We start from the raw sequence: 13,943 nt of genomic DNA, 5'->3' as shown, positions 1-13,943 counted from the left end.
CGCCTCGCGCTCTGCGAGGCGTTTTTACCGCATTGCAGACGCAAGATAATCAGCAGAGAAAGGATCGTAACACGGGGGATTCCCCACGCGGCCCCGCGCTAGCGGATTGTCGGCCGACGTGCGGAATTAGTCGATAGAAATCAGGTAGGTATAGTCAACGTCAATCTGACGCAGTTTAGAGTCCATCTGCCATTGGTTAATCTCGATAATCTCCATCTCCACGCTGCCCTTCACGTCATGACGCAAGCCGGGCATCACATGGGTGCTCAGGTAGGCAAAAAATTGGATGCACTCTTTTGCCGACCCCTTATGGGTAATCGAAATATACTCCCGCGGCGGCAGCGTAATATTATCGGTATGGTGACCGGACACGATATCCTTGCGGTGCTGCGCCTCAACCGCCATGGAGTGGATGCCGGAGCACAGCCCCTCGCTTTGCAGCCGCGCGGAGTAGATGCTGTACACCTTGCGGCAGCCGACGTCCAGCCCCTTGAAGAAGTCATTAAAGATCTCATCTTTCATCGCCATACAGGAGTCATGCTCAATCTCCTGTTCTTCAAAATCCAGCTGGCGTGAAAAACCGACCAGCTGCATTTCCGGCAGCGTCAGGCGTTTGACTTCCGGGTAGTAGCCTTTGTCGTACTGCGCTGCAAAGCTAAAGCGCGGCATCAGATTTTTCACGTCCCATTTATCCATGGAACGGTAGCGATTCGGCGTGGTGCCAAAGCGCTGTTTAAACATACGGGTAAAGGTTTGTTGTGAATCAAATCCCAGTTCGTCAGAGATATCGATAATCGAACGGTGGGTGATGCGCAAAGCCACCGCCGCGCGGGTCAGGATACGCGAGCGGATATAGGTCGCCAGCTGAATGCCGGTGATGCGCTTGAATTTACGTTGCAGATGCCATTTGGAGTAACCGGAGATGCGTGCCACTTCATCCAGGTTCGGGCGTGTTTCCAGATGTATTTCTACCCACTCGATCAGCTCTTCAATAAAAAATATGTCTTCATTCGTCATTATTATCAATTCACTAACTTAGTAAGACTCGGGATAGTAACCTGTATACATTATATCATGGTTGATATTTTGTGCGAAAAAATGTACCTAAAATAACATGTTATCAGTACGGGAATAGGGTCTGCGTGATTTTATACTGCACGCCCGGGTAGTCCAGAATTAAGCTAACGCAAAACGCGGCGGAATAAAACCAACACGATGACACGGGTAAAGCTAACAACATGTGCTAAAAACCCAATACCCTCATCATCAATGCGTATTACCCTTGGTATGAATAAGGTAGAATGCTGCGTTTGCGCCTTCCGTGCAACGCGGCTGCTCTGTAGAGCATCGCGGCCAATCGGTTAGCGCGTTTCAATTTTCCTGCGCCCGCCTTGGGCGCGTTAAATCTGCCGCAATACGGCAAAGACAGGTGTAGTGATTCTATGAAGTTTAGGCCGGTAAAACAGTCCGCCACCAAAGGCTTACATATCGCCAGTTCCCCTTTTACCCATAACCAGCAGAGCACCAGCCGCATTATGCTCTGGGTGATGCTGGCCTGTATTCCGGGGCTGGCGGCGCAAATCTGGTTCTTCGGCTATGGCTCCCTTGTGCAGACGGCGCTGGCTATGGCGACCGCCCTGCTGGCGGAAGGCGCGGTGCTGGCGCTGCGCAAGCAACCGGTGCGCGCCCGGCTGGCGGACAACTCCGCCCTGCTCACCGCCCTGCTGCTCGGCATCAGCCTGCCGCCGCTGGCGCCGTGGTGGATGGTGGTTATCGGCACGCTGTTCGCCATCGTGATCGCCAAGCAGCTGTACGGCGGTCTGGGGCAAAATCCGTTCAACCCGGCGATGGTCGGCTACGTGGTGCTGCTGATCTCCTTCCCGGTGCAGATGACCAGTTGGCTGCCGCCGGAAGCGCTGCGCGCCGAGGCGCTGCCGTTTCACGATGTGCTGCTGAGCATTTTCAGCGGCCAGACCGGCCAGGGGCTTACCCTGCACCAGCTGCAGATGGGCGTTGACGGCGTCAGCCAGGCCACGCCGCTGGACGGCTTCAAAACCGGGCTGCGCAGCGGCCACTCGGTAGAACAGGTGCTGCAGACGCCAATCTTCGGCGGCGCGCTGGCCGGCGTCGGCTGGCAATGGGTAAACCTCGGTTTCCTCGCCGGCGGGCTGTTTATGCTGGGGCGCAAACTGATCCACTGGCAGATTCCGTTCAGCATGCTGGCCGCCATCGCGCTGTGCTCGGCCCTGGCCTGGCAGCTTGACCCGGCGCATCAGGCGTCGCCGCTGATCCATCTGTTCTCCGGCGCCACCATGCTCGGCGCATTCTTTATCGCCACCGACCCGGTCAGCGCCTCGACCACGCCGAAAGGCCGCCTGATTTACGGCGCGCTGATCGGCGTGCTGGTCTGGCTGATTCGCGTGTACGGCGGCTACCCGGACGGCGTGGCCTTCGCAGTGCTGCTGGCGAACATCACCGTACCGCTGATCGATCACTACACGCAGCCGCGTGTTTACGGCCATCGCTAAGGAGCCATCATGCTAAAATCAATGCGCAAGCATGGCACAACGCTGGCCTTGTTCGCCGCGGCCACCACCGGCATGACCGCGGTGGTTAACGGGCTGACTCAGAAAACCATCGCCCACCAGGCGGCGCTGCAGCAAAAAGCCTTGCTCGATCAGGTGCTGCCGCCCGAACATTACGATAATGATATGCAGGCGGAGTGCTATCTGGTCAGCGATCCGTCGCTGGGCGATACCGGCGCGCACCGGCTGTATCTGGCGCGCAAACAGGGTAAGCCTGTGGGCGCCGCGCTGGAAACCACCGCGCCGGACGGCTATTCCGGGGCGATAAAGCTGCTGGTCGGCGCTGATTTCAGCGGCACCGTGTTCGGCAGCCGGGTGGTTGAACACCATGAAACGCCGGGGCTGGGTGATAAAATTGAGCTGCGCATCAGCAACTGGATCACCTTCTTCAGTAACCAGAAAATTACCGGGCCGGATGATAAACGCTGGGCGGTGAAAAAGGACGGCGGCATGTTCGATCAGTTCACCGGCGCCACCATCACGCCGCGTGCGGTGGTCAACGCCGTACGCCGCACCGCGCTGTATATGGAGACGCTGCCGCCTAAACTCGACCATCTGCCGGCCTGTGGAGTCAGCCAATGAGTGAAGCAAAAGAGTTAATGATTCAGGGGTTGTGGAAGAACAACTCCGCGCTGGTGCAGCTGCTGGGGCTGTGCCCACTGCTGGCGGTGACCTCCACCGCCACCAATGCCCTTGGCCTCGGGCTGGCGACCACGCTGGTGCTGATGATCACCAACGGCTCCATCTCCGCCCTGCGGCGGCTGGTGCCGAGCGAAGTGCGCATCCCTATCTACGTGATGATTATCGCCGCCGCGGTCAGCATCGTGCAGATGCTGATCAACGCTTACGCTTTCGGCCTGTACCAGTCGCTGGGGATTTTTATTCCGCTGATCGTCACCAACTGCATCGTAGTCGGCCGCGCCGAAGCGGTCGCCGCCAGAAAACCGGTCAACCTGGCGCTGATCGACGGCCTGTTTATCGGCCTGGGCGCCACCGGCGCGATGTTCGTGCTCGGCTCCATGCGCGAGCTGATCGGCAACGGTACGCTGTTTGACGGCGCCGATATGCTGCTGGGCAGCTGGGCCAAGGTGCTGCGGATTGAAGTGGTGCATTTCGACAGCCCGCTGCTGCTGGCGATGCTGCCGCCGGGCGCCTTTATCGGCCTCGGGCTGATGCTGGCGGTAAAGTATGTGATTGATGAGAAGATGAAAGCGCGCAAGGCGCAGGCCACCGCCGCCGATGCGACGCCGAAGCACGGAGAGCCAGAGAAAGCCTCATGAATAAACAAAAACGCCTGGAAATACTGACCCGTCTGCGTGACAACAACCCGCACCCTACCACCGAGCTGACGTTCAGCACGCCGTTTGAACTGCTGATCGCCGTGCTGCTGTCGGCGCAGGCCACCGACGTCAGCGTCAATAAGGCCACCGCCAAGCTGTATCCGGTGGCCAATACGCCGGCGGCGATGCTGGCGCTGGGCGTGGACGGCGTCAAAGAGTACATCAAGACCATCGGCCTGTTTAACAGCAAGGCGGAGAATGTGATCAAAACCTGCCGCATTCTGCTGGAGCAGCACGGCGGCGAGGTGCCGGAAGATCGCGCGGCGCTGGAAGCGCTGCCCGGCGTCGGCCGCAAAACCGCCAACGTGGTGCTGAATACCGCCTTCGGCTGGCCGACCATCGCCGTTGATACCCATATTTTCCGCGTCAGCAACCGCACCGGCTTCGCGCCGGGTAAGAATGTCGATCAGGTGGAAGAGAAGCTGCTGAAGGTGGTGCCGCCGGCGTTCAAGGTCGACTGCCACCACTGGCTGATCCTGCACGGGCGCTATACCTGCATTGCGCGCAAGCCGCGCTGCGGCTCCTGCCTGATTGAAGACCTGTGCGAATATAAAGAAAAAGTCTACCCGGACGCCTGATCGACCGCCGGGCGCATACCGCGTCCGGCGCCGCCCTCCTGACGCTCCTTTTTATCAGAAATGTGACGTTGCGCAGCATTAACCGCGTCAATGACGCGGATTTACGCAGAATCTGATATTCCACTTAATTTCAAGCGAAAAATTAGCATAAAATTGCGGCCTGCATCACGATTCACTCGAAACAACTCATTCACAACTGAGCTACACGTTTTGCTATATTTCGATAATTCCATAAAACAACCGTTATGCATGACATTGCAACAGATTATCACTCACAGCTATTGATATGGTCTAATAAAAAGACAAATAGCAGAACATATCACTACGCTCGGCGTGAATATCTTTTATACAAAACAAAAGCTCGGTAAAACAAAAAAATGCAAACGTTAATTCTGCATAACATTTGCAACATAGTTGTTTCCCTGCGTCGCCGTTATATGTAACCGAATATGACAAAGTGCTTGCCAGGTTGACAAAGATAGTGAACATTAACCGCCGTCATCCCATCTTATAACAACGCAGAAGGATGCTTTCGGCATCACCTTTTGTATTTTCCTGTCACTTATGACGGGTCGTGAAAAATCGAGGTACTTGTGTCAACAGCAAACAACAAACACCCGGAAGACATCAGTCTTAATGCTTTTAAACAGCCGAAAGCATTCTATCTGATCTTCTCCATCGAACTCTGGGAACGCTTCGGCTACTACGGCCTGCAGGGCATTATGGCGGTGTACCTGGTCAAGATGCTTGGCCTGAGCGAAGCCGACTCCATCACCCTGTTCTCCTCTTTCAGCGCCCTGGTTTATGGCTTTGTCGCCATCGGCGGCTGGCTGGGGGATAAAGTGCTCGGCACCAAGCGCGTGATCGTGCTGGGGGCGCTGGTGCTGGCGGCCGGTTATGCCATGGTGGCCTACTCCGGCCACGAGATCTTCTGGGTTTACCTCGGTATGGCGGCCATCGCCGTCGGCAGCGGCCTGTTTAAAGCCAACCCGTCCGCGCTGCTGTCCACCTGCTATGAAAAAGATGATCCGCGCCTGGACGGCGCCTTCACCATGTATTACATGTCGGTGAACATCGGCTCCTTTATGTCGATGCTGGCCACCCCGTGGCTGGCGGCCAAATACGGCTGGAGCGTCGCCTTCTCCCTGAGCGTGGTCGGTATGCTGATCACCCTGGTCAACTTTATGATGTGCCATAAGTGGGTGAAGCAGCACGGCTCCAAGCCGGACTTCAAACCGCTGCACCTGCCGAAACTGCTGATGGTGCTGGCCGGCATCGTGGCGCTGATCGCCGTCTCCACCTGGCTGCTGCACAACCAGACGATCGCCCGCTGGGCGCTGGCGATTATCTCCGCCGGCATCGTGATAGTGTTCGCCAAAGAGACCTTCTCCATGCGCGGCGCCGCGCGCCGCAAGATGATCGTCGCCTTCCTGCTGATGCTGGAAGCGGTGGTGTTCTTCGTGCTCTACGCCCAGATGCCGACCTCGCTGAACTTCTTCGCGATTCATAACGTGGAGCACAGCATTCTGAGCATTCCTTTTGAACCGGAACAGTATCAGGCGCTGAACCCGTTCTGGATTATGGTGGCCAGCCCGATTCTGGCGGCGCTGTACAATAAAATGGGCGACCGCCTGCCGATGCCGCACAAGTTCGCCTTCGGCATGATCCTGTGCTCCGGCGCCTTCCTGGTGCTGACCTGGGGCGCCAGCTTCGCCAACGACGCAGGCATCGTCTCCGTAAACTGGCTGATTCTGAGCTACGCGCTGCAGAGCATCGGCGAACTGATGATTTCCGGCCTGGGCCTGGCTATGGTGGCGCAGCTGGTGCCGCAGCGCCTGATGGGCTTTATTATGGGCTCCTGGTTCCTGACCACCGCCGCCGCCGCGCTCATCGCCGGTAAAGTGGCCGGTCTGACCGCTACCCCGGCCGGCGAGATCAACGACGCCCACGCCTCGCTGGCGGTTTACAGCCACGTCTTCCTGCAGATCGGCATCGCCACCGGGGTGATCGCCATCCTGATGATGCTGACCGCGCCGAAGCTGCACCGCATGACGCTGGACAACCCCGAGGACGCCACGCAGAAAGCCCCGGCGACCTCCACCAGCCACTAACCGCTCTCTGGGCACAAAAAAGCCGGTCAACTGACCGGCTTTTTTTATGCGGCCGTTTACCCTGCCGTTTTGTCTGCGCCGTTCAGGCTGTGCCAGAGGAATTCGCTGACCAGCGCGGCGTTAAACGCCGACTGCTGCTTATCCGCCGCAGCGCTGTGGCCTCCGGCGGTATTTTCATAGAAGTACGCCTGCTGATAGCCCATCTGCTGCATGCGCGCCGCCATTTTGCGCGCGTGGGCCGGGTTAACCCGGTCGTCGCTGGTCGCGGTCAGGAACAACACCGGCGGATAGGCGACGTCCGCCTTCAGGTTATGGTACGGCGAGAAGGTGCGGACGTATTCCCACTCCTGCGCCTTGTCCGGGTCGCCGTATTCGGCAATCCACGACGCGCCGGCCGACAGCTTGGTATAGCGCCGCATATCCAGCAGCGGCACTTCACAAACGATACAGCCGAACAGTTGCGGGTAGTGCGTCAGCATATTGCCGACCAGCAGGCCGCCGTTGCTGCCGCCGCGCGCCGCCAGCTTTTGTGACGATGTCACTTTTCTGGCCGTCAGATCCTGCGCCACGGCGGCAAAATCCTCATAGGCGCGGTGGCGGTTCTGCTTCAGCGCCGCGCGGTGCCAGGCCGGGCCATACTCACCGCCGCCGCGGATATTGGCAATCACATACACGCCGCCCCGCTCCAGCCAGGTCGGCGCACGCGCCCCCAGATAGCTCGGCAGCAGCGAGACGTCAAAACCGCCGTAGCCGTACAGCAGCGTCGGGTTAGTGCCGTCCAGCCGCAGTCCTTTACGCGCCACCTGGAAATAAGGCACCCGCGTGCCGTCCTGCGACGTGGCAAAATGCTGGCTGACCTGATAATCCTCGGCGGCGAAGTCCTGCGGCGCCTGCTTCAGCAGTTCCGGTTCGCCCTCCTCGTCCAGACTGCCCAGATACAGCGACGTCGGCTGCAGGAATCCGCTGACCGTCAGAAAATAATCATTGGTCTTATCGTCAATGCCGCCGGCGGCGACGGTGCTCAGCTCAACCGGTACGCCCAGCGGGCGCGACTGCCAGCGCTCGCCCTGCGGCGTCAGCACCTCCAGACGGTTGGCCACATCCTGCATGATGCCGACGATCAGGTGATCGCGCGTCGAACTATAACCGCTCAACGCCTGGTTGGCGCTGGGGGTAAACAGCACCTCCAGCCGACGCCGGCCGGCCAGATAGTCGTCGAATTTGGCCGCCAGCAGCGCGCCGGCCGGATAAGTCCGCCCCTCCAACTGCCAGTCACTTCTCGGCTTAATCAGCAGCCAGTCGCGGTGGCTGTTGATCTCCGCATCAGACGGCGCCTCAATACGCTGCTGCTCGCCATTGGCATGCAGCAAGAAGGTTTCCTGCCGGTAGAAGTCGATCATGCGCACGATATAGTCGCGCTCAAAACCGGGCGTATCGTCGTGATACGCATAGGCGCGCATATCCTCCGGCTGCGCCTGATACAGCGTTTCTGCGCTCTCCAACGGCGTACCGCGCCGCCAGCGCTTCACCGTGCGCGGGTAGCCGGAATGGGTCAGCGAACCGCTGCCGAAATCGGTGGCGACAAACAGTTCGTCAGCGCTGGCCCAGGACACCACGCTTTTCGCCGTCGGCAGACGGAAGCCCTGTTCGACAAAGCGTTTGTCGTGTAAATCGAACTCGCGCACTTCCACCGCATCGCCGCCGTCCGGCGACAGGTTAATCAGGCAGTAGCGGTATTCGGGCGCCAGCGGCTGTGAACCGTGATACACCCACTCTTTCCCTTCCGCTTTGCCCAGCGCGTCGATATCCAGCACCGTTTCCCAGGCCGGCTGCGGCTTGCGGTACTCATCCAGCGTGGCGCGGCGCAGCAGACCGCGCGGGTTTTTCTGGTCCTGCCAGAAGTTGTAGTAATAGTCGCCATATTTACGGACCCAGGGGATCTGCGTCTCTTTATTCAGAATGTCCAGCACCTGCTTTTCCAGCTGCGGAAAAGCGCGGCCCTGGGCGAACTGCTGCAGCGTGCGCTGATTCTGCTGTTTGACCCAGCTGAGCGCTTCGCTCCCCTGCAAAGGTTCCAGCCACAGCTGATCGTCAGCGGGCGGCTGTTCGCCCGCCATGGCAAGGCGGATACTGTTAGGCAGTGAAGTCATGGCGATAACGGCTCCTGCGGTTTGTGCACCGAGTTTCAGAAATTGACGTCGATTAGCGAACGGCACCATCAAGCTCCTTTTGCTGTGCGGCATAACCGGCACGGTTAAACAATCAAATGAGAGTAATTATCAACAAACTACCCCGTCGTCGCCGGGCTGTCAAAACGCGCGTGCGGGATTAAGCCCGCGGATAGTGGATCAGATCGTGAATATGCACCACCTGCGCGCCACTGTTGCGGTAGGCATGGCGACGGTCGGCCTGAAAGCGCATCGCCTCACCGGCCGCCAGGCGGTGCCAGCGGTCTTCGATCGCCAGTTCCAGCTCACCGCTCAGCACCACCACATGTTCAATCACCCCCGGTTCGTGGGGCGTCGATTCGCTGAAGGCGCCGGGCGCCAGCTCGATGGCGAACATATCAAAACCCAGCTGCGGGTCAAACGGGAACAGCGGCGTGACGCGCATCGCGGCGTTCTCCTGGATAAAGGCCGGCAGCGCACCCTGACGCTGCACCGTCGGCGGCGGCGATGACGGCGCCAGAAAAGCGGAAAACGCCACGTTAAAGCCGGTGGCGATCTTCCACAGCGTCGCCACCGTCGGGCTGGACTCTTCGCGTTCGATTTGCCCCAGCATCGCCTTGCTGACGCCGGTTTGCTCGGCGGCCTGGCTCAGGCTCCAGCCGCGCTGGCGGCGCAGCGTTTTCAGGGTGTGCGCCAGGTGGCCGCTCATCGGTTGCATGGTTTCTCCTTCTGTGACTGCGCCGATTATAGCGCCTTGTGCGCTATAACGCACAATGCTATGCTCGGCGCAGATCGTGCGCTATAACGCACAGGCGTCGGGGGAGACGATGAAACAGGCAAGCGGGACACTTCTGCCGGCGTTGATCGCCGGCTTTGTCGCCGTACTGGTAGGCTATACCAGTTCGGCGGCGATTATCTTTCAGGCGGCCGCAGCGGCCGGCGCCGACGCGCAGCAAATTGGCGGCTGGCTGAGCATGCTCGGGCTGGCGATGGGCATCAGTTCGCTGGGGCTGTCATGGTATTACCGCACCCCCATCCTTACCGCCTGGTCAACTCCCGGCGCGGCGCTGCTGGTCACCAGCCTGCCCGGCACCTCGCTGCCGGAAGCCGTCGGCGTGTTTATCTTCGCCTCCGGGCTGATGCTGCTGTGCGGTATTACCGGCCTGTTCGCCCGCCTGATGCGCGTTATTCCGCCGGCCATCTGCGCCGCCATGCTGGCGGGCATTCTGCTGCGCTTCGGACTGGACGCCTTCGGCGCGCTGCAGGGCAATCTGCCGCTGGCCGGCACGATGTGTCTGACGTATTTGCTGGCGCGCCGTCTGCTGCCGCGTTACGCCATCGTGCTGACGCTGCTGGCCGGGCTGGCGGTCGCCGCGTGGCAAGGCGCAATTGCGCCGATACCGCTGCAGGGCGCCATTGCGCCGCCGGCATTTATCGCGCCGCAGTTCAGCCTTTCCGCACTGCTGGGGATCGGCGTGCCGTTCTTTATCGTCACCATGGCGTCGCAGAATGCGCCGGGGATTGCCACGCTCAGCGCCGCCGGCTATCAGGTGCCCACCTCGCCGCTGATTAGCTGGACCTCGCTGACCGCGCTGCTGCTGGCGCCGTTCGGCGGCTTTTCCGTCTGCATCGCCGCGATTACCGCCGCCATCTGCATGGGGCCGGAGGCGCACCCGGATCCCAAACGGCGCTATCTGGCCGCAATGGCGGCCGGCGGTTTTTACCTGCTGGCCGGGCTGTTTGGCGGCATCATCGGCCTGTTGCTCAGTGCGCTGCCTGCGGCGCTGATCCACACCATCGCCGGGCTGGCGCTGCTGGGCGCCATCGGCGGCAGCCTGCAGCGCGCTCTGCACGATGAGCGACAGCGTGACGCGGCGCTGATTACCTTTCTGATCACCGCCTCCGGCGTCACGCTGTTCGGCGTCGGCGCGGCGTTCTGGGGGCTGGCCGGCGGCGTATTCGCCCATCTGCTGCTGGCGTGGCCGGCGCGGGCCGGCCGCTGAGGGAGCGATCGCATCCGGGCGGGTTTTCTGCTTAACTGGAGAACAACACGTTGGCAGCACCCCGTCTGCACAGCGTCCATTTCGCGATAACGTGACAAGGTAACGCATCTATGTCTGAACATGCCGCACAGCTACGCCAGAAACTGATCCGCAATTACCATCAGGTCGCCAAACGGCACGACAGCCGGCCGCCGCTGTACGACAGCATGTCGGCACGGCTGGGCACCGGCACCGCCGCCAGCAAGCTCGGCGCCTCCATCGATACCGTCGCCCCCGGAAAACGCTCCTGCCCTTACCACTTCCACTACGGACAGGAGGAGATGTTTATCATTCTGGAAGGCTGCGGCACCCTGCGCGTCGCCGGCGAGATGCTGCCGGTCAGCGCCGGCGATACCATTTTTATCCCGCCGGGGCCGGACTATCCGCACCAGTTGATCAACAGCTCCGACGCGCCGCTGACCTACCTGTCCATCAGCACCCGCGAGCAGCCGGAACTGGTGGAATACCCGGATTCCGGTAAATATCAGGCGATGGCGTTTACCGGCGACTATCAGGCACGCTATCTGCAGCGGCCTTCAGCGTCGCTCGATTACTGGCAGGATGAACCCTGAGTCGTCCGGCGGCGACAGCCCCAGCGCGTTTGCCGCCAGTTCCGCCACGCGGAAATCAATATCCGCCGTATCGCCGTCCTCCATAAACCAGGCGGCGGACAGTCCGGCCCAGGCCAGGATCCACTGCAGCAGACGCCGCCTCTCAAAGCCGGCCAGCGCGCAGACCTGCTCAACCCGGCGCTGAAAGCGCTGCGGGTCGGTGGCGATGCCGTAGTTGGGATTGCAAAAGATGTTAGCGTAGTCAAAACCGCGCTCGCCGTACAGACGTTTGGGATCGATGGCCAGCCAGCCGCGCTCGCCGAAATCCAGCACATTGTCGTGGTGAATATCGCCATGCAGCACGCCCTGCTCGCGCGGGCTGCCCAGCAGCTCCGCCGCCACGCTGGCGCTCAGCCGCAGCATGCCGCCGTGCGCCTGCGCCGCCGGCCACAGCGAAGCAAACCACTGATCCAGCGGGATCAGCGTCGGCAGCGGCTGCGCGCGCGGCCGGTGCAGCCTGGCGACCACCTGACACAGGATCGCCGTCGCCCGTTCGTCATCACCGGCGCGCACCAGCTGGGTCAGCGACTGCGTCCCCTGCGCGCGCTCCAGCAACAGCGCGTCGCCGTGGCAGGCCAGCACCTGCGCTGCGCCGTCGCCCTGCCACCAGCACATCAGCCGCGCGCCGAATTTTTCCTCCGGTTCGCGGGCAATTTTCAGCATCGCCGGCGCCCCCTGATGGCGCACCGGCATCAATAGGCTACTATGGGTTTCAAACGCCTTACCGTCCGGCGTCAGCGCCCAGCGCTGCAGATAGGGAGTAAAAGCCTGATTCATCGCCCTCTCGCATCTCGATAACTGAAAGCGCGGGCGCACGCACGCGCCGCCCCAACGTCCAGTGTACTGACTTTTTTACCTTCGCCTTAAGGAGAAATCACCCATGTCTGCACCAAAACGCATTAATTACCCATTTTTGACCGTTCCCGGCGGCCCGTACGTGCATGCGGTGCGGCACCGCGATCTGCTGTACGTTTCCGGGCTGACGGCGTTCGGCGGCGAGGCGCAGGGCGCATCTGCCGCGCGGCAGACGCAGGCCGTTTTACAGCAGTTGGAGGCCATCGCCCGCCATGAGGGCGGCGACCTGACGGGGCTGATTAAACTGACGATTTTTCTGACCGATATCGCCGACCTGCCGGCGGTGCGTCCGGTGCTGGCGGAGAAACTGGCGGACGCGCTGCCGGCCTGCTCCCTGCTGGCCGTCAGCGCGCTGTTTTCTGCGGACGTAAACGTTGAGATTGAAGCCGTTATCGCGCTGTAAACGGCGTCACAGCGCCCCTTCGTCCACCACGCAGGGGCCGACGGTCATCCAGGCGCGGGCGATTTTTCCCTGGCTAATCTCATAGCTCACCAGCACGTCCATACTGCCGCGCCCGTTCGGGAAGTTACGCGTTACCCGCAGCTGATCGACCACTTGATTGGCGACCACAATCCGCTTCACGCGCTCGGCAAACAGGCTCGGCTCGCGAAACAGCGCGATATGGTATTCGCGCAGCTCCGCCTTGCCGCTGGCCAACAGCTTGTCAGGATGTTGATAATACTGCGCATCCTCGGCCCAGCAGGCGAGAAAAGCGTCGATATCCCGCGCGTTGTGAGCCTCAAGCTGCTGTTGCACCAACTCTTCCGGTCGTAACGTTCGATGGTTCATCACATTCTCCTCGCGGTGGTTACAGTGCGGCGATCTCCGTCACCCGGTGCTGAAACACATAGGGGTCTGAAATCAAACCGTATGCCTCATCATCCGGATAAGTGACCGCCTGCTGATAATTCTCGCCGGCAAACAGCCTGATGGCCGCCAGCGATTCCCAATACGTCGCCAAAAAGAAGTGCGCATAGTCGCCCTGCAGTTCCTGCCGGACAAAAGCGCCACAGTTTCCAGCCGTTGCCTTAGCATGCTGCACGCCTGTGACAGCCAGATGATCGGCAAAGCCCTGCCGGTGTTGCAGCGGCACACAGCCGTGCCAGGTGCGTACGATCATATCGCCCTCCGCGATGAATAAAAAATCACATTATCAGAATAAATAAGTGAGCGGGTAGTAAAAGCCGCTTCCCGACGTCCCGTGATGCCTCGCCCCGACGCCATCATTAAGAAAAAACTCAGATTAACCGGTTCGGTAATCGCTAAATCTCTGCTAATTTATTGCTAATAAAAATCTCAGACAGGGCAATCATGCAGAAAAAACCGGTGCTCGACGAAGCCAGACAGTTGAAACGCCTGAACGCGGCAACGCGGCGGCAGTCCCACGTCTATAAATGGTTTGCGCTGATCGCCGCACTGGATACCCTGCTGGTGTACTGTTATGACCGGGATATGCGCAATATGGTGTTTTCCGGCACGGTGGCGCTGGTATGCGGCTATCTGTGGATCCGCGATCGCAACAAGGCGCGCGCCTACCGGCGTGAGTTTGACCGCAAATACGGCGTCCGGAACGACGTCTGACGCCGCCGCCCCGGCTAGGCAGCCACCACAAAAAAGTTATCATTTTCGCCGCAGTAATTCGCCGCTATGCG

General features: G+C 60.3%; 15 protein-coding genes. 9 read left to right on the top strand and 6 right to left on the bottom strand.

The features are described from left to right. Positions 1 to 126 precede the first annotated feature (126 nt). Positions 127 to 1,017 (bottom strand): helix-turn-helix domain-containing protein, encoded by an 891-nt coding sequence (locus tag I6G83_RS17760; RefSeq protein WP_054306101.1) that lies wholly within the window; start codon positions 1,015 to 1,017, stop codon positions 127 to 129. A 425-nt stretch (positions 1,018 to 1,442) separates the two neighbouring features. Between I6G83_RS17760 and rsxD the strand changes: the two genes are divergently transcribed. The 5 genes from rsxD to dtpA all read left to right on the top strand — a co-directional run bounded on the left by rsxD (position 1,443) and on the right by dtpA (position 6,614). Next, a complete protein-coding gene (rsxD, locus tag I6G83_RS17755; RefSeq protein WP_054306102.1) occupies positions 1,443 to 2,528 on the top strand; it encodes an electron transport complex subunit RsxD in 1,086 nt (361 codons plus the stop codon). A gap of 9 nt (positions 2,529 to 2,537) precedes the next feature. After that, positions 2,538 to 3,167, top strand: a complete 630-nt coding sequence (gene rsxG / locus I6G83_RS17750) for an electron transport complex subunit RsxG (RefSeq protein WP_054306103.1) — start codon at positions 2,538 to 2,540, stop codon at positions 3,165 to 3,167. After that, entirely contained in the window at positions 3,164 to 3,865 is a 702-nt protein-coding gene (locus tag I6G83_RS17745; protein WP_054306104.1) for an electron transport complex subunit E, read from the top strand. Before rsxG ends, I6G83_RS17745 begins: the two co-directional genes overlap by 4 nt. Beyond that, positions 3,862 to 4,503: an endonuclease III gene (nth, locus tag I6G83_RS17740; RefSeq protein WP_054306105.1), complete on the top strand. Its 642-nt coding sequence runs from the start codon at positions 3,862 to 3,864 to the stop codon at positions 4,501 to 4,503. Before I6G83_RS17745 ends, nth begins: the two co-directional genes overlap by 4 nt. 593 nt (positions 4,504 to 5,096) lie before the next feature. Continuing rightward, on the top strand, positions 5,097 to 6,614 hold the full coding sequence (gene dtpA, locus I6G83_RS17735) for a dipeptide/tripeptide permease DtpA (protein WP_054306106.1): 1,518 nt from the start codon (positions 5,097 to 5,099) through the stop codon (positions 6,612 to 6,614). A gap of 56 nt (positions 6,615 to 6,670) precedes the next feature. On the opposite strand, the gene I6G83_RS17730 is transcribed toward dtpA, so the two are convergent. Both I6G83_RS17730 and I6G83_RS17725 read right to left on the bottom strand, forming a co-directional pair. Then, positions 6,671 to 8,764 (bottom strand): prolyl oligopeptidase family serine peptidase, encoded by a 2,094-nt coding sequence (locus I6G83_RS17730; RefSeq protein WP_054306107.1) that lies wholly within the window; start codon positions 8,762 to 8,764, stop codon positions 6,671 to 6,673. 178 nt (positions 8,765 to 8,942) lie between these two features. Continuing rightward, positions 8,943 to 9,500 (bottom strand): helix-turn-helix domain-containing protein, encoded by a 558-nt coding sequence (locus tag I6G83_RS17725; RefSeq protein ID WP_054306108.1) that lies wholly within the window; start codon positions 9,498 to 9,500, stop codon positions 8,943 to 8,945. Between the two features lie 109 nt (positions 9,501 to 9,609). On the opposite strand from I6G83_RS17725, the gene I6G83_RS17720 reads away from it, so the two are divergent. Both I6G83_RS17720 and I6G83_RS17715 read left to right on the top strand, forming a co-directional pair. Continuing rightward, positions 9,610 to 10,785 (top strand): benzoate/H(+) symporter BenE family transporter, encoded by a 1,176-nt coding sequence (locus tag I6G83_RS17720; protein ID WP_054306109.1) that lies wholly within the window; start codon positions 9,610 to 9,612, stop codon positions 10,783 to 10,785. Between the two features lie 110 nt (positions 10,786 to 10,895). Beyond that, entirely contained in the window at positions 10,896 to 11,396 is a 501-nt protein-coding gene (locus tag I6G83_RS17715) for a cupin domain-containing protein (RefSeq protein WP_054306110.1), read from the top strand. Here I6G83_RS17715 and I6G83_RS17710 read toward each other — a convergent pair. After that, the gene (locus I6G83_RS17710) at positions 11,361 to 12,212 is read right to left on the bottom strand and encodes an aminoglycoside phosphotransferase family protein (RefSeq protein ID WP_054306111.1); all 852 of its coding nucleotides are present in this window, start codon (positions 12,210 to 12,212) and stop codon (positions 11,361 to 11,363) included. The genes I6G83_RS17715 and I6G83_RS17710 overlap by 36 nt on opposite strands. Before the next feature lie 103 nt (positions 12,213 to 12,315). On the opposite strand from I6G83_RS17710, the gene I6G83_RS17705 reads away from it, so the two are divergent. Further along, positions 12,316 to 12,693 (top strand): RidA family protein, encoded by a 378-nt coding sequence (locus I6G83_RS17705; RefSeq protein WP_054306112.1) that lies wholly within the window; start codon positions 12,316 to 12,318, stop codon positions 12,691 to 12,693. 6 nt (positions 12,694 to 12,699) lie between these two features. Here the strand turns inward: I6G83_RS17705 and I6G83_RS17700 are convergent, their stop codons facing one another. Together I6G83_RS17700 and I6G83_RS17695 are read right to left on the bottom strand one after the other, a co-directional pair. After that, entirely contained in the window at positions 12,700 to 13,080 is a 381-nt protein-coding gene (locus I6G83_RS17700; protein ID WP_015672204.1) for a nuclear transport factor 2 family protein, read from the bottom strand. 19 nt (positions 13,081 to 13,099) lie between these two features. Further along, positions 13,100 to 13,411, bottom strand: coding sequence for a hypothetical protein (locus I6G83_RS17695; RefSeq protein ID WP_015672203.1), 312 nt, complete (start codon positions 13,409 to 13,411; stop codon positions 13,100 to 13,102). Positions 13,412 to 13,602: 191 nt separating this feature from the next. On the opposite strand from I6G83_RS17695, the gene I6G83_RS17690 reads away from it, so the two are divergent. After that, entirely contained in the window at positions 13,603 to 13,872 is a 270-nt protein-coding gene (locus tag I6G83_RS17690) for a hypothetical protein (RefSeq protein WP_054306113.1), read from the top strand. The last annotated feature ends 71 nt before the right edge of the window (positions 13,873 to 13,943 follow it).

It is taken from the genome of Serratia rubidaea, from assembly GCF_016026735.1.
GTDB classification, from domain to species: domain Bacteria; phylum Pseudomonadota; class Gammaproteobacteria; order Enterobacterales; family Enterobacteriaceae; genus Serratia_B; species Serratia_B rubidaea.
This window is presented reverse-complemented; position numbering and strand designations above follow the sequence as displayed.